Origin of the sequence: Filimonas effusa, assembly GCF_004118675.1 — a bacterium.
Taxonomy (GTDB): Bacteria; Bacteroidota; Bacteroidia; order Chitinophagales; family Chitinophagaceae; genus Filimonas; species Filimonas effusa.
On the sequence record NZ_SDHZ01000006.1, the window covers coordinates 62,837 to 77,519 of the forward strand.

14 protein-coding genes are annotated in these 14,683 nt (G+C 46.2%); 5 read left to right on the top strand and 9 right to left on the bottom strand.

Annotated elements, in window-relative coordinates; translation table 11 throughout:
* The first annotated feature begins 16 nt into the window (after positions 1 to 16).
* From ESB13_RS23405 to lon, 3 genes are all read left to right on the top strand, one after another.
* Entirely contained in the window at positions 17 to 493 is a 477-nt protein-coding gene (locus ESB13_RS23405) for a TlpA family protein disulfide reductase (RefSeq protein WP_129006485.1), read from the top strand.
* A gap of 137 nt (positions 494 to 630) precedes the next feature.
* Positions 631 to 1,206, top strand: coding sequence for a porin family protein (locus ESB13_RS23410; protein ID WP_129006487.1), 576 nt, complete (start codon positions 631 to 633; stop codon positions 1,204 to 1,206).
* A gap of 179 nt (positions 1,207 to 1,385) precedes the next feature.
* Positions 1,386 to 3,788, top strand: coding sequence for an endopeptidase La (gene lon / locus ESB13_RS23415; protein ID WP_129006489.1), 2,403 nt, complete (start codon positions 1,386 to 1,388; stop codon positions 3,786 to 3,788).
* A gap of 129 nt (positions 3,789 to 3,917) precedes the next feature.
* On the opposite strand, the gene ESB13_RS23420 is transcribed toward lon, so the two are convergent.
* The 7 genes from ESB13_RS23420 to rpsF all read right to left on the bottom strand — a co-directional run bounded on the left by ESB13_RS23420 (position 3,918) and on the right by rpsF (position 9,819).
* Entirely contained in the window at positions 3,918 to 4,832 is a 915-nt protein-coding gene (locus tag ESB13_RS23420) for a hypothetical protein (protein WP_129006491.1), read from the bottom strand.
* Between the two features lie 123 nt (positions 4,833 to 4,955).
* Positions 4,956 to 6,707: an outer membrane beta-barrel protein gene (locus ESB13_RS23425; RefSeq protein ID WP_129006493.1), complete on the bottom strand. Its 1,752-nt coding sequence runs from the start codon at positions 6,705 to 6,707 to the stop codon at positions 4,956 to 4,958.
* A gap of 2 nt (positions 6,708 to 6,709) precedes the next feature.
* Complete coding sequence (locus tag ESB13_RS23430; protein ID WP_129006495.1) at positions 6,710 to 7,246, bottom strand: RNA polymerase sigma factor; 537 nt, start codon at positions 7,244 to 7,246, stop codon at positions 6,710 to 6,712.
* A gap of 166 nt (positions 7,247 to 7,412) precedes the next feature.
* Positions 7,413 to 8,519: a carboxylate-amine ligase gene (locus tag ESB13_RS23435; RefSeq protein WP_129006497.1), complete on the bottom strand. Its 1,107-nt coding sequence runs from the start codon at positions 8,517 to 8,519 to the stop codon at positions 7,413 to 7,415.
* Positions 8,520 to 8,624: 105 nt separating this feature from the next.
* Positions 8,625 to 9,071 carry a 50S ribosomal protein L9 gene (gene rplI / locus ESB13_RS23440; RefSeq protein WP_129006499.1) on the bottom strand — a complete coding sequence of 149 codons (447 nt, stop codon included), beginning with the start codon at positions 9,069 to 9,071 and terminating at the stop codon, positions 8,625 to 8,627.
* 122 nt (positions 9,072 to 9,193) lie between these two features.
* A complete protein-coding gene (gene rpsR / locus ESB13_RS23445) occupies positions 9,194 to 9,460 on the bottom strand; it encodes a 30S ribosomal protein S18 (protein WP_076382480.1) in 267 nt (88 codons plus the stop codon).
* 5 nt (positions 9,461 to 9,465) lie between these two features.
* A complete protein-coding gene (gene rpsF, locus ESB13_RS23450) occupies positions 9,466 to 9,819 on the bottom strand; it encodes a 30S ribosomal protein S6 (RefSeq protein WP_129006501.1) in 354 nt (117 codons plus the stop codon).
* Positions 9,820 to 10,120: 301 nt separating this feature from the next.
* On the opposite strand from rpsF, the gene ESB13_RS23455 reads away from it, so the two are divergent.
* Positions 10,121 to 10,384, top strand: coding sequence for a hypothetical protein (locus ESB13_RS23455; protein WP_129006503.1), 264 nt, complete (start codon positions 10,121 to 10,123; stop codon positions 10,382 to 10,384).
* A gap of 235 nt (positions 10,385 to 10,619) precedes the next feature.
* Complete coding sequence (locus ESB13_RS23460) at positions 10,620 to 11,606, top strand: 2-hydroxyacid dehydrogenase (protein ID WP_129006505.1); 987 nt, start codon at positions 10,620 to 10,622, stop codon at positions 11,604 to 11,606.
* A 62-nt stretch (positions 11,607 to 11,668) separates the two neighbouring features.
* Here ESB13_RS23460 and ESB13_RS23465 read toward each other — a convergent pair whose 3' ends face one another.
* Positions 11,669 to 11,956, bottom strand: coding sequence for a hypothetical protein (locus ESB13_RS23465; protein ID WP_129006507.1), 288 nt, complete (start codon positions 11,954 to 11,956; stop codon positions 11,669 to 11,671).
* 248 nt (positions 11,957 to 12,204) lie between these two features.
* Positions 12,205 to 14,547 carry a TonB-dependent receptor gene (locus ESB13_RS23470; RefSeq protein WP_129006509.1) on the bottom strand — a complete coding sequence of 781 codons (2,343 nt, stop codon included), beginning with the start codon at positions 14,545 to 14,547 and terminating at the stop codon, positions 12,205 to 12,207.
* Between the last annotated feature and the right edge of the window lie 136 nt (positions 14,548 to 14,683).

Genomic DNA, 14,683 nt, shown 5'->3' on the forward strand with positions numbered 1-14,683 from the left:
TAAAAAAACAGCTTACATGAAGTGGAAATTATTCGTCAGCGTTTTACTGGCAGTAAATATTACCGTTAGTGCATGGGCCCAGCCACCCGTAGGCAGCAAAGCGCCGGAAATTGAGTTGCCCGGTGCCAACGGTACCACGGTGAAATTATCCTCTTTAAAGGGAAAAGTGGTCCTCATCGATTTCTGGGCCAGTTGGTGCGGCCCTTGCAGGCAAAGTATGCCCGCCCTGAAAAACGTTTATAAAAAATATAAAGCAAAAGGACTCGAGATCTACGGCATATCGCTCGACCAGAATAAAGCAGCCTGGAGTAAAGCTTTACGCGAAGACGGCACTCCCTGGCTGCACGTGATAGATACCGAAGGCGGCACAGCCCGTAAATGGGGTATCCAGTATATTCCCACATCCTTCCTGCTCGATAAAGACGGAAAGCTCATCGCCATCAATGCCGAAGCAGCACAACTAAAAGCTTATCTCGATAAGCTCCTTGGTTAACGCCGGTTCGTCACAACAAACACGCCTTCCATCATTTACACAAACCTCTCAGATTCATCATTCTGCCATTCCACCATCTGCGGCACTGGGCGCTATTCTTGGCATAACAATTGAAATTCCAACGTCAAAACCAATGTATGAAGAAGACAATCTTTTCTATGCTTGCCCTCCTGCTTTTTACAGCCGGGAGTTATGCGCAGGGTTTCCATTTAGGCGCCAAAGCCGGCGCCAACCTCGGTAAAATAGATGGTACCAGCTTTAAAGATGGCTATGAACTGGGCTTCCAGCTGGGAGGCTTTGCTGAAATCGATCTTAGCAAAACTTTTGGTATCCAGCCCGAGCTGCTGTTTAACCAAACCAATACCAAAGTCACCAACCAGATCAGCTCCCCCTTCCAGGATGGCGAAAAAATTAACCTGAATTACCTGAGCATCCCTATCTTGCTGAGGATCAATGCAGGCCAGCTTTTAACCTTCCACGCAGGCCCACAGTACAGCATCTTGCTCAACAATCACAAAACCACCCTGCAAAATGCCGGCGATGCCTTTAAATCAGGCGATTTTGCACTGGCGCTCGGCGCACAGGTGAACCTCAACGCACTTCGTATCTACGGCCGTTATAACATCGGTCTTACCGATATCGGTGACGTTACCAGCCAAAGCAAATGGAAAAGCCAGCAACTTCAGTTTGGCTTAGGCTTCCGTATATTATAAATCAATAAGTTGAATGCCGCCCCGGCGGCATTCAACTTATCTTCCCCTTACCCCTGCCAATTTGGTACAACACCTCTATTTTCCTTCCTTTGGCACTTTAATTGAATTTGTTAGCTTTCCCCCAGTAACTGCTGTAGTTATGTAGAAGGGTGACAATTTGACTTTAGAACCGGAAGTATATGAGTAATAACCAATTCTTTCTTAGGGCCGAGGACGATACAGACTTTCTTCCCATTATACCAATTAATGAAAATGAGAACGAGCAGGATAAAAACCTGCAGATTCCTGACACACTGGCGCTCCTGCCGCTTCGCAATACTGTTTTGTTCCCGGGTGTAGTGCTCCCTATCACGGTGGGCCGTGACAAAAGCATAAAGGCCGTGAACGATGCCTATAAAACCGATAAACTTATTGGCGTACTCGCGCAAAAAGACGCCAGCATCGAAGACCCCGTACTGGCCGACCTCTGCGATATAGGAACCGTAGCCCGCATCGTTAAGCTTATTAAAATGCCCGATGGCGGAACTACCATCATCATCCAGGGTAAAAAACGCTTCAAGGTTACCAGCTTCATCGAAGAAGACCCCTACTTCAGAGCCAATATCGTAACCCTGCAGGACGATGTATTGCCTGGCGACGAAAACTTTGAAGCATACACAAGTACCATCAAAGACCTTGCTTCCCAGATCATCCAGCTTTCTCCCAATATGCCCACGGAGGCTTCTATCATACTCCGTAACATCGAAAGCCCCTCCTTCCTCATCAATTTTGTAAGCAGCAACCTCAATAGCGATCTGTCCGAAAAACAACTGCTGCTCGAAATAGATGATGTGAAACTGAGGGCAGAGCGTCTCGTCGAGCTGCTCCAGCGCGAACTGCAGTTTGCCGAGCTCAAAAACAAGGTGACGACTAAAACTCGTACCGAAATAGACAAACAGCAGCGCGAATACTTCCTGCAACAGCAGTTGAAAAGCATTAAAGACGAGCTCGGAGGCGACTCCAACGAACGGGAACTCAACGAGATGCGCAAAAAGGCAGAAGCAAAAAAATGGCCCGAAGCAGCTAAAAGCCTCTTTAAATCAGGTATCGAGAAGCTGGAACGTATGCACCCCAGCACACCCGATTACTCCGTGGTTTACAACCACCTCGACCTCATGCTCGAACTGCCCTGGGAAGAATATACCGAAGACAGCTACGACCTTAAACGCGCCCGCCAGGTGCTCGATACCGATCACTACGGAATGGGAAAAATAAAAGAAAGGATCATCGAATACCTCGCCGTTCTTAAACTGAAAGGCGATATGAAAAGCCCCATCCTTTGCTTTGTAGGCCCTCCCGGTATCGGCAAAACCTCGTTGGGTAAAAGTATTGCACATGCCATAGGTAGAAAATATGTACGGGTTAGCCTGGGCGGACTTCATGACGAAAGTGAGATCCGCGGCCACCGTAAAACCTATATAGGCGCTATGCCCGGCAGGATCCTTCAGAACATTCGTAAGGTAAAATCCTCCAACCCGGTAATGATCCTCGACGAGATCGATAAAATTGGTAACGACTTCCGCGGCGATCCCTCTTCAGCCCTGCTCGAAGTGCTCGATCCCGAACAAAACAATACCTTCTACGATAACTACCTCGAACTAGAATACGACCTCAGCAAGGTCCTGTTCATTGCAACAGCCAACAACCTGCAGTCCATCCAGCCCGCTTTGCGCGACAGGCTCGAGATCATCGATCTCAGCGGTTATGCAGTGGAAGAAAAGGTAGAAATAGCCAAACGGCACCTGCTGCCTAAACAAAAAGAAGCGCACGGACTGGCCAAAGTAAACTTTAAGATCGCCGATAAGGTGCTCGAAAAGGTCATTGAAAGTTACACCCGCGAAAGTGGTGTCCGTGATCTCGACAGACAACTGGCAAGCATCATGCGCAGCCAGGCCAAAGAATATGCTACCAGGCAAAAAGTAAAAACAAACCTCACACCCAAAGACATTGAAAAGATCCTGGGATCTGCACGCTACAGCAACGAGATCTATAAAACTGCAAACATGCCCGGCGTGGCCGTTGGACTTGCATGGACCTATGTTGGTGGTGACATCCTCTTCATCGAATCTATTTTAAGTGAAGGAAAAGGAGAGCTGAAACTCACAGGTAACCTGGGTAATGTAATGAAGGAAAGTGCCTCTACAGCGTTAAGTTATTTGCAGGCCAATGCGAAAAAATATCAGATCGATGCAGACCTCTTCAGTAAACGGGGCATTCATATTCACGTTCCCGAAGGTGCTGTGCCTAAGGATGGTCCCAGCGCCGGTATTACAATGCTCACTGCACTAACATCTGCTTTTACAGGCAGGAAAGTTAAACCCTACCTGGCAATGACTGGTGAAATCACGTTGAGAGGTCAGGTGTTACCGGTAGGTGGCATCAAGGAAAAAGTACTTGCTGCAAAAAGAGCAGGACTCAAAGAAATTATTATGTGCTGGCAGAACCAGAAGGATGTACAGGAAATTGACAGCGACTTTATAAAAGGGATTGATTTCCACTACGTTAAAAATATGCAGCAGGTGTTGGATATAGCCCTGGTATAACAAATACAAAAAAATTATATCCCCGGTTCAACCAAATGATCCCTTTAGTTGTAATAACAACGTAAGATTTTTTTCATGTTGGTTGTTTTAAGGGTTAAAAAACTCCTCTATGTTCATAGAGGAGTTTTTTTATAGTCGGTCCAGTAAATTGTTAAGTTCATTCAATGAAGTCTCTTCCGGTTTCAGCTTCACGATAGCTCCGTTCTTTTCAACAATAGTCGCGTCAAGCCCCACATACAATTTGTTGTTGCTGATCCTTGAAATAGACAGCAGTTGCAAAGGTGTGCCTGCCGGTATACCCGTGGCATAAAAGGTCCTGCTGCCGGCGTCGGGAGTTAAACGCACCACCGTCGAATGATTGAGGAAAATTGCAAACACGGCAGTGTTCGCGTTTGTGAAAATAACAGGCGCTACTGCTGTTAGCTTGGTAGTATTACTGCTGCCTATCTCGCGGCCAAGCCCTATCCAGCCTGTCTTACGGCATAAAAAGCTATAGCTTTTGCGTACCTGCTGATTCAATAGTTCTTCAAAAGGAGAGGCGTAATCCGCAGTAACGTCCCATAAAAAGTTGGCCCTGTTATAACGCGTAGTGTCGCCGCTAAAGATCGATTGCTGCTCATCAGGAGCCACACCCTCAAACCGGATATTGAACTCCGAACGCTGGCTGATATTAAGAATATTACCTTCTTTGGTAATAATTACCCGTAGCGCCGCTATCTGGTTCAGCAGCTTGCTGCCGCTCATGGCAGGTTTGCCATAGCGGATAAAATCCCCCCGCTTTTTTAATTGCAGGAAACTCACTTTTACTTCACCTTCTGCATTACTGCCGTTGGAATACTGGCAGAACCCCGGGTTGGTATAAATTCGCGTACCTCCCGAAAAATAGGCAGAATCAGATTTACTTGCATTAATGGTAACTACCTCCGGATTGGCCACGCCAAATAAACTATCAGCTGCATTGGCAATACGCCCCGATACAGAGCGTATCCACGCCGTATCCGAATCCGGGTAAGGCACAAACGAGTCCGAAACACTGGACTTCATGCAGGAAGAAAAACATAATGCCGTTAATATATACGCTGCGATACGTTTCATGCTACATCATCATTTCAAATAACGGAATCTATCCGCGTAATAAACTTTCTAATATCTCAGATACTTTTTGCACTAAAAGCGCTGCCCCCCGTTTAAACGATAACGGATGCCCAACGATAACCCCGCATTATGTAAACGCTGGTTAAACGATTGCCCCGGTTTGGTCATATCGCTTAAATTATACCGGAAATAAGGCTCAGCAAACAGGTCCATACGCTCTGCCACAGGTTTTATGATGCTGAAACCCGCATACAGTCCAAGCCCTATATTGCTTTTATAAACCTCATTGTTATCCTTCTTTATCGATACCGCCTGGAACGATGTATCCAGCAACTCTCCCGCATACCAGCTATGAAGGTTTACGATAGCACCAACGTTTGCTGCAAAGCGCCATTGATCATTACCCCACTCGTAGCTGAATAATACAGGAATATCGATGCTTTTGTACTTGTTATGGGTACGTTTCTGCAAATAACCAATTTGTTCATAACTGCTGGTATCCCTCAATACGGTGTCGCCCTGCGGACGCGTAATGGTATGAGTGGTGATAACGGTTACCTGCTTCCTTTCATTTTCCTGGCGGTAGTTGAAATGCTCGTTTATTTGCGTGTACTGCAATCCCGTTTTCAGGAAAATATTTTCAGTGAGCCCCTTGCTTATCCGCACCCCTGCGGTAAAGGAGGTTTGTAAACGCTGGCTGCTGTCTTTACGTTCCAGGTAAGTGCTGCCGCCATAATTAGCCGATGTTTGTTTCAGCGGCATATCGGGCGAAACATACGCTTCAAGATATAGATCGGTAGGAATACTATTGCGTACCGAGGGACAACGGATAACAGGCATCATTGCCGATCTGCTGTCAAGCAACTGGCGAAGGCTGTTGCTGCTGCCCAACGAAAGTCGTTTCAAAGAGATCATTTCCGCCGGCAGAAAATTAAAGGCCGTAGGTACAGCCTGCGTCTCCTCAATTGCACTACCGCTGTTAAGCACGTTATAACTGCCGCCTGTATGCATATTTGCTGCATTCCCACGCTGCAAACCAGTTGCCGCATTCCCATGCTGCAAATCAGCTGCTGCATTCCCGCGCTGCAAACCGGTTGCCGCATTCCCGCGCCGCAAATCAGCTGCTGCATTACCGCGCCGCAAACCGGTTGCCGCATTATCGCGTCGCAAGTCAGCTGCTGCATTCCCGCGTTGCAAACCAGTTGCCGCATTATCGCGCCGCGAACCAGCTGCTGCTATAGTACTGTTTTGTTTGTTTATTCCTTCATTGCCATTCGCTATTTGCCCGGCAGAACCAGGTCGCCCTGCATAGGGAGCAGCATTGGTGGCAACCCTGGCGCGTTTGCCTGCACTTGAGCCAGCCGCCGGTTTATTGCTAGATGGCACGGACACCGTATTGGCGCTGCCGGCTTTGTTTTCAGTAGCAATGCCAGGTGCTATAGCGTTGTTGTCAGATCCAGCAACTACAGCGCCGTCGGGAGCAGGAGCGGTATTGTTTCCTTCAGGTGTGCTCAAATGAAGGTTATCCGCAGCAGAAGAGTGGTGCGGCCCCACCTTTACACCGGCAGTTTCATTTTGTGTCATTCCCGGCTTAACGGAACCGGATTCAGGACGTGGCCAGAATACCAGCGCGCTGGCTCCGGCACACAAAATAAGTAGCGCTGCTGCACGGTAGGCCGCAGGAATACGGGCCCAGCCTGTTTTACGCTTTTTCTCGGCAGCCGTCGCAGCCTCTATTTTGTCCCATAGCCCACCCGGAACCGGTGCCTTGTGGTCGGCCAGTTTCGCTCTAACAAAATCGTCAAACAAGTGGTGGTCTGTCATAACTATACAGCAATTTTCTGCAGTTGTTCTATTTGGTTTTGTAACATCTTACGCGCCTTCACCAGCTGGCTCCGGCTGGTGCTTGCCTGGATGTTCAGAAGCTCGGCTATCTCATCATGACTATACCCTTCTATCACATTCAGGTTGAAAACAAGCCGGTAGCCCTCAGGTAACGCATTGATAAGCTTAAGCAGGTCTTCCTGCCCCAGGTTCGAATACACATAAGGTTCCATCCGGGGCGCAGTATCGGCATGCTCCTTTATCTCCTGGAAACTGATCTTCTTTTTCTGTATCGCCTTCAATGCCGAATTCACCACAATACGGCGCATCCAGCCTTCAAAAGAACCCTCGAACTTGAACTGGTGAATGTATTTGAACACACGGATAAACGCCTCCTGCAGCATGTCTTCGGCCTCTGCACTGTCAATAGCATAACGTATACATACGGAAAGCATTTTACCAGCGTACATCTCAAAAAGTTGTCGCTGGCAACCTGCATTCTGCTGAATACAGCCCTTGATCAGTTCGTGTTCTGTCAAAAAAGAGTACAGTTTGACCGTTTAGAAATATGGATGACCAAAGATACGGGAATGCTGCCTGAAGGGGTAAAATAGATGCCGGACGACAGTTTATGAACGATAGAACCTATCGCTCGTCTACTAAGAATAAATGGGAGCGCCCTGGGTATAGCAGGAACGATGTATTTTATTGAAGAAATTGCCGGTGAATAAAGTCTGTAACCTGTACGAGATCCTTATGTTGCTGATAAACAGCAAGTTGCTTGTCTGCACCGGTGCCTTCCTCGAGTATTTTATTAATGGTATTCAGATAAGGGCGGCTGCCCAGCTGGTCTGCCACGTCATCGGTGAAGTTGAGAAGCTCGTGAATAAGAGAACGTGTGTTCACTTCCTGCTCCTTGCCAAAATCTATCAGATCGCCATCTATGCCGTACCGGCTTGCACGCCATTTATTCTCATTGATGAGCGAACGATGGTACATATTGAAATTCAGGTTCTGGCTCCTGAGTTTATAAAGCTTGGCGCAAATGGCCTGGAAGAGAGCGGCAATGGCAATAGTCTCGTTAACGGTAAGGGGCACATCACAAATACGGAACTCTACCGTATTGAAATAGGGGTGAACCCTCAGATCCCACCAGATCTTTTTGGCGTTATCGATACAGTTCGTCTTTATAAGCAGGTTCACATAGTTTTCATAGGCTTCAATGCTTTCGAAATAATCCGGAATACCGGTGCGGGGAAATTTATCGAATACCCTGGAACGGTACGATTTATAACCCGTTAACCTGCCCTCCCAAAAAGGGGAATTCACACTCAGCGCATACACATGCGGCAGAAAATAGCGCGCCGAATTGGCAATATGGATCGCCATACGGCGGTCCTCCATTCCTACATGCACATGTAAACCAAAGATGAGATTGCTTCTTGCAGCCTCCTGTAACTCATTTACCAGTTGGCTGTAACGAACATGATCGGTGATAAGCTGGCTTTGCCAGTGACTGAACGGATGTGTACCCGCGGCGCCTACCAGGAACCCTAGCTCCCCTGCAACATCAGCTACTGTTTCACGCAAATGTGTTACATCACGATGCGCTTCCGAAATATCGCTGCATATATCGGTACCCACCTCCACAACGGCCTGGTGCATTTCGGCCTTTATCTTGTCTTTGATGAGCTTATGACCCTCAGATACGATCTGCTGTTCGTGACTGATAAGTTCATAGGTCTTCGGGTCAAGTACCATGTACTCTTCCTCTACACCAAGCGTGAAATGTTTATAGTTCAGGTTAGCCATTGATCGTATTGTTGCAGCTATTCATACCCTAAAGTAATGCTTTGAGCAGAACAAAAAAAGCCACCCCCGGAACAGGGATGGCTCTTTTTATAAGTATGTATTGAATTATTCACCTACTACTTCAAATTCAACTTCAGTAACGTTGCCATTACCAAAATCAATAGATGCTTTGTAAGCGCCTAATTCTTTTACTTCGTCAACGATAGAGATACGCTTACGGTCAATTTCGTAACCTTTCTGGTCACGGATAGCACGTGCGATCTGTAAAGAGGTAACACTACCGAAGATCTTGCCGCTCGTACCGGTTTTAGCACCGATTTTCACAGAGCTTTCTTTCAGTACAGCTACTACTTTGTTGATCTCAGCCAGCATCGCAGCTTCTTTCTTAGCCTTTACTTTCAGTTTTTCCTGTAATTGCTTCAGGTTAGAAGGATTAGCTTCCACTGCAAACTTCTGAGGGATCAGGTAGTTACGCGCATAACCGTTTTTCACAGTTACCAGTTCGTTGGCACCACCCAGGTTGTCTACGTCTTGAATTAAAATGATTTGCATTTTGCTATTTTTTTAGCGGCCCGTTGCCCAGTTTTTTACAACTGTCTTCCCTTTCTCAGGGAGTTAGGGGCGGTTACTAAATGAATCAGCATTCAAAATGAATTTGAATGCTGAACCTTGTTCTATTTCAAAAGATCGGTTACGTATGGTAACAGCGCCATCTGGCGTGCTTTCTTAATAGCTTCGCCAACTTTACGCTGGTACTTCAGAGAGTTACCAGTTAAACGACGAGGTAAAATTTTACCTTGCTCGTTAACAAACTTCTTCAGGAATTCAACGTCTTTATAGTCGATGTACTTAATACCGTATTTCTTAAAGCGGCAGAATTTCTTCTTAGGCTTCTCCTGCTTGATCGCAGTCAGGTATTTAATTTCATTTGCTTTTGCCATGATAATTAAGCCTCCACTTTTTCGTTTGCAGTATTAACACCACTTCTTTTCCTTCCATTATACTCGACGGCGTATTTATCGAGTACAGTGATCATGTGACGCATAACTTGCTCGTCGCGTAACATCTGGATCTTAAACTTCTCATTGAAGCTGGTTGGCGCACTATATTCCAGAACCCAGTAAATACCTGTGGTTTTCTTCTGGATGGGGTACGCCAGTGATTTCAGACCCCAGGGGTTGCTGTGCGCAATAGTTCCACCAGCTTCAGTGATGAAGTCAGTGTACTTTTTCTGAGCCGCTTTAAACTCGTCTTCAGAAAGCACAGGGGTAAAAATCACCATCAATTCGTAATTGCTCATTACCCTGATTTTTGTTTTTAAATTAAATTTGTTACTCCCCAGCGAAAATCCAGGATTCTCATTGGGGCTGCAAAGGTAGTTAATTCCAATGCATTTTCAGCACAAATTTACCAAAATAGCCGCGTCACCCCTCCAAAATCGCTACTTACCTCTCATAAAACCGCTTACCTCCAAAATGGCCATAAAGCTGCCCCTGATGCTAAAAAGCAGGCATAATCTTTTTTTCTTTCTGCAATGCATTGAAAAACAGTTGTTTAATTGGGTATGCTTTTTTATAGTTCCCATCATAAAACATAAAACCATGAAAAAAACAGACACAGCCGGAGAAAACAACTTCAAATCAAAAGGGCAGAAAGTGCTCGATCAGCACCAAAACAACCAGGCCAATAGCGACAATTCTATCCTGGAAGACAAAAAAACACGCAAAAAAGAGGGTTACCCTGGTATGGCAGAGCAGGAGTCTCAATTTAAAATCCAGGACGAGTTTATTGACCGGGATAATAATAACAGCCGCAATACAGCTAACCCAGCCTCTGAAAAAGAGAATGCTTCTGGAGGAGACTGAAAAGGATATAAGGCAGGAAGTAAACAGGATATAAATACCTGCTGCCCGCAAAAGCAGCCGCTGTTGAGTAACTGGCTAAAGTCACGGTAAAGAAACTGGCTGGAGTTACTGTTGAGTAACCAGGTAACGTCACTGTAGCGTAACTGGAATAATACAGCTGGTAGGTTCGCGGCAGTTTCGCTTTCCGTTACCCGGCAGGCTGCCCCTCTGGTACATTGTTTGAGGCAAAACAGATATGAAGATATTTATTACGCGTATCATCCCCGCAAAAGGATTGCAACTTTTGAAGGATGCTGGTCATACTATCACACAATACGAAGAAAAAAGACCCCTGACACAGGAAGAACTGATAGAGGCCTGCAGCAGGCACGATGCCTTGCTGAGCGTTGGCCCCAACAAACTCGATGAAACTTTCTTCTCCCGGTGCAAACATCTTAAGGCCATTTCTTTATTATCTGTTGGATACGATAATGTTGACGTCGCCGCCGCCAATAAATACCGGATGGCGATAGGCAATACGCCGGGTGTACTTAGCGGCGCTACTGCCGACACTGCCTTCCTGCTCATGCTGGCTGTATCCCGCAAAGCTTTTTTCCTCAGCAACAAAATCGGCAGGGGAGAATGGGGATTCTTTGAGCCTACGGCAGGACTTGGAATAGAGCTGAATAACAAAACACTCGGCATCTTTGGCCTGGGCAGAATAGGAATGGAACTGGCTAAAAAAAGCATTGGCGCCTATAATATGAATATCATCTATCATAACAGGCACCATAACGAAGTAGCTGAAAAAGAACTCGGTGCCCGTTATGTATCCTTTGAAGAATTGCTGCGGGAGTCGGATGTGCTGTCGGTTCATGCCAACCTGTCACCGGAAACAAAGGGAGTTTTCAATGCCAATACATTTAGTCAGATGAAGTCATCTGCTATTTTCATTAATACGGCGCGGGGAGGTCTGCACAACGAAGAAGATCTTACAGCCGCCGTAAAGAACGGTACTATCTGGGGCGCTGGTCTCGATGTCACCAATCCGGAACCCATGAAGCCCGATAGTCCACTGCTGACGATGCCCACCGTTTGCATATTACCTCATATAGGATCGGCTACGATGGAAACACGCGACGCTATGTCCGAAATAGCGGCACGGAATATATTGGCAGCGCTGGCGGGCGAAAAAATGCCCCATGCCATCAACCCGGAAGTATATAAACAACAGGTGGTATAATAACCCAGGCAAACGGAGCCGGCTAAAGGGCCGGCCCGGGTTATCATAAACACATCAGTTTTTTACGAGGCCGGCAGCAAAGTATTCACAAACGCAATCGACAATGGAAAAGCGGCATCCCTTTCAGCAGCCAGCTTCCAACTGTTTATTTGTTTGTCATACACCTCTTCCGCCGCCTTTAAAAGCAGCCCAACCCTGCCATATAAAACATCCGCTGCTTCCATCGATACAATAAATTCATCATCATATCCACGCTTCCCAGGCCCCCAAAAAAGCACTAACACCCTAAAACACACCACAAAATGCCCCCGGCAATCATAAATCTGCCGCTTCGCTTGCTGTTTAGCCACTACGCATCATAAACAATTCCATCTACGAAGAAATACGCTTTAAACCTATACGATAGAGCTACGCAAGAGATACAAAGGGGCTATACATGAGCACTGAAAGTAACCCTCACGTATAGCCTTTGTGCCATTCTCAACAACCTCACTCGATCATGAATGACGCTCGCTGTGAACAACAATGAACCCATCCATTATAACTTAAGCTTTTGAGACACATCCTGCTCCTGTTCAGGCTGTGCCATATGCCGCTGTTAAAATTTAAACGCTACACCAGCCGCAAAGTTGCGTGGCGCCTGCGCATTACCCCAGGGACCCCAGTACTTTTCATTGCTGATATTATCTAAACGGAAATATAAACGCCATTGAGGAAAGTCATAAGAAACAACGCTGTTAAATACCAGGAACTCAGGAATGGTGAATGTATTAACATCATCATACCAACTGTTGCTTTGATAGTTGACACCCGCACCCAATCTGAGACCCTTTAAAACACCTTGCTGCAACTGGTAACTGATCCAGCCATTAGCAATGCTGCCGGGAGCACGTGCAGGTGTTTTGCCTTGTATGTTGGCGTTCGATTTGGTGTATTCGCTTTTGTTATAAGCATAGCCCGCAATAATGTTGAGGCCGGGAATAGGACTGCTATTAACTTCTACTTCAAGTCCTTTGCTTAACTGGGTGCCATCCTGGATCTGGAAATTAACATCATCGGGATTGGTACGCAGTTTATCGCTTACCTTGATATTATAATAGCTGATAGTTGCTGCCAGCTTTCCATCGAGAAGCTCTGTTTTTACACCGCCTTCCCATTGGTTCGCCCTCTCGGGGTTAAATAATTTACCGTTTTTATCAGTGCTGGTTGAATAGTTGAATCCATTAAGATAGTTGCCAAACACCGATACTTTGTCCTTCACTACCTGGTAAATTAAACCTGCCTTGGGTGAAAACGTCGATTTGGTATAAGCTCCCGTTGTTGCGTTGGTGATAAACGAGGTTGTTCCTTTTGCATCCACCTTGTCATAACGAACAGCGAGCATGACCATTAGGTTTTCGGTGAGGTTCACGAGATCCGATGCATAGATGCCAAAATTATAAGTGTTGCTTTTGAAGGCGCTGGTAGGAGAAAGCTGTGCAAGACGCTGATCTATCTTGTCACGGGTGATATAAGGCGCCACACCATTGATGGCTACGGTATCGTAAACAAACCTTTTAATATAGGTAGGGTTGGTTACAGATTGCACCATGTCGCCGCCTATGAGTATACGGTGCCGCATATGTGCAATATTCAGGTCGCCGTTAAAGTTCAGCTGGGCATTGTTGTTATAGTAGCTGTGCGCGTAACGCTGTACGGTTCTGCTTACAGAATCACCCCTCAGCAAAGTAGGAGTGAACTGCAACTGGTCTTTGGCGTTTACACCTGCATAAGTGTATACCAGGCTTGCAGACCACTGACTGCTGATCTTATAATCTGCTTTTGCAAAAAAGGTATATCCTTTTAAAGTAGAAGTAAGATCGTCTGAAGAAAAAGTACGCTTATAGATATTGTTCAAACCTTCGTAACTCTTCATGCCGGGGTAAGCAGCAGCGCTGGGAGTAAAACCAATACCCGTGTTGGTGCCATAGTTATTATACAATTCCATGTCTGCCGATAAAGTAAGCTTGTCGTTTACCTTATACTGGAAAGAGGGCGCTATGAAATAATTGGTCTGGAAGCCGTTCTCCTGGAAACTGCCTGCAGAATGACGGGCAGCGTTCAAACGGAATAAAGTTGTTTTTTGCTTGTTAAGCGGCGTGTTCATATCAACGGTGATCCTGTTCAAACCAAAGCTGCCGCCTGTGAAAGCTATTTCGGTAGAGGCCGTTTCAAAAGGTTTTTTGGTAACCCTGTTTACAACGCCGCCATAGGAAATAGAAGAAGATCCAAACAATGTTCCTGAAGGGCCTTTTATAATTTCAATTTTTTCAAGGTTGGCAACTTCAGTAGCTGTAAGCTGCGAAGCTACCAGCCCGTTGCGCATATAATTACCGGTACGGAACCCCCTGATGAAAGCAGAAGTTCTGCCGTTCGAAACCTGCTCGAGGGAGTTGACGCCCGCAACGTTTCTGAATGCATCACGATAGTCGACGATCACCTGGTCTTTGATAAGTTCGGCAGAGATGGTGGTATACACCTGCGGATTCTCCAGGTTTTTAAGCGGCATACGCGCAACATAGTCGCTCGATTTAATAGCATATTTATTCCTGCGGCCGGCATTAACCAGTACGTTTTCGAGCTCGGTAGCTGTTTCCTGGATAATAAATTTAGCAGTAGCGGTGCCGCCTGCTGTTACCTGTACGCTTTGTTGCTGGTTGCCGATGCCTACCGCAGAAAGCAGCAGCTGATAAGTACCGGGCTTTAATTTTTTGAAGAGGAATTCTCCCTTATCATCGCTGATGGTGCCAAAGCTGCTGCCTTCAATGCGAATAGAGATACCGGGTACGGGCTGATTGTCACTTGTAACAACATTTCCCCTGATAGCAGGTGCAGTGTTTTGCGCCACAGCCATCCGGAAAAATGAAAAAATGCAAAGTGCGAGTAATTGCAGTTGTTTCATAAAATGTAAATGAGCCGCAAATTTCAAGCTGCCTGCCACTTGTTCATTTATGTAAAGAGGAATTATTGTTGTCGAGATAAGGAATGAATTTCATTGTGTCACCATGAGATAATGGCTGTTTATCTCTATCCGGATT

Excerpts from the sequence above, each read along its gene's own strand:
- ESB13_RS23405 (WP_129006485.1), top strand. The coding sequence starts at position 17 with ATGAAGTGGAAATTATTCGTCAGCGTTTTACTGGCAGTAAATATTACC.
- ESB13_RS23410 (WP_129006487.1), top strand. The coding sequence starts at position 631 with ATGAAGAAGACAATCTTTTCTATGCTTGCCCTCCTGCTTTTTACAGCC.
- lon (WP_129006489.1), top strand. The coding sequence starts at position 1,386 with ATGAGTAATAACCAATTCTTTCTTAGGGCCGAGGACGATACAGACTTT.
- ESB13_RS23420 (WP_129006491.1), bottom strand. The coding sequence starts at position 4,832 with ATGAAGTCCAGTGTTTCGGACTCGTTTGTGCCTTACCCGGATTCGGAT.
- ESB13_RS23425 (WP_129006493.1), bottom strand. The coding sequence starts at position 6,707 with ATGACAGACCACCACTTGTTTGACGATTTTGTTAGAGCGAAACTGGCC.
- ESB13_RS23435 (WP_129006497.1), bottom strand. The coding sequence starts at position 8,519 with ATGGCTAACCTGAACTATAAACATTTCACGCTTGGTGTAGAGGAAGAG.
- rplI (WP_129006499.1), bottom strand. The coding sequence starts at position 9,071 with ATGCAAATCATTTTAATTCAAGACGTAGACAACCTGGGTGGTGCCAAC.
- rpsR (WP_076382480.1), bottom strand. The coding sequence starts at position 9,460 with ATGGCAAAAGCAAATGAAATTAAATACCTGACTGCGATCAAGCAGGAG.
- rpsF (WP_129006501.1), bottom strand. The coding sequence starts at position 9,819 with ATGAGCAATTACGAATTGATGGTGATTTTTACCCCTGTGCTTTCTGAA.
- ESB13_RS23455 (WP_129006503.1), top strand. The coding sequence starts at position 10,121 with ATGAAAAAAACAGACACAGCCGGAGAAAACAACTTCAAATCAAAAGGG.
- ESB13_RS23460 (WP_129006505.1), top strand. The coding sequence starts at position 10,620 with ATGAAGATATTTATTACGCGTATCATCCCCGCAAAAGGATTGCAACTT.
- ESB13_RS23470 (WP_129006509.1), bottom strand. The coding sequence starts at position 14,547 with ATGAAACAACTGCAATTACTCGCACTTTGCATTTTTTCATTTTTCCGG.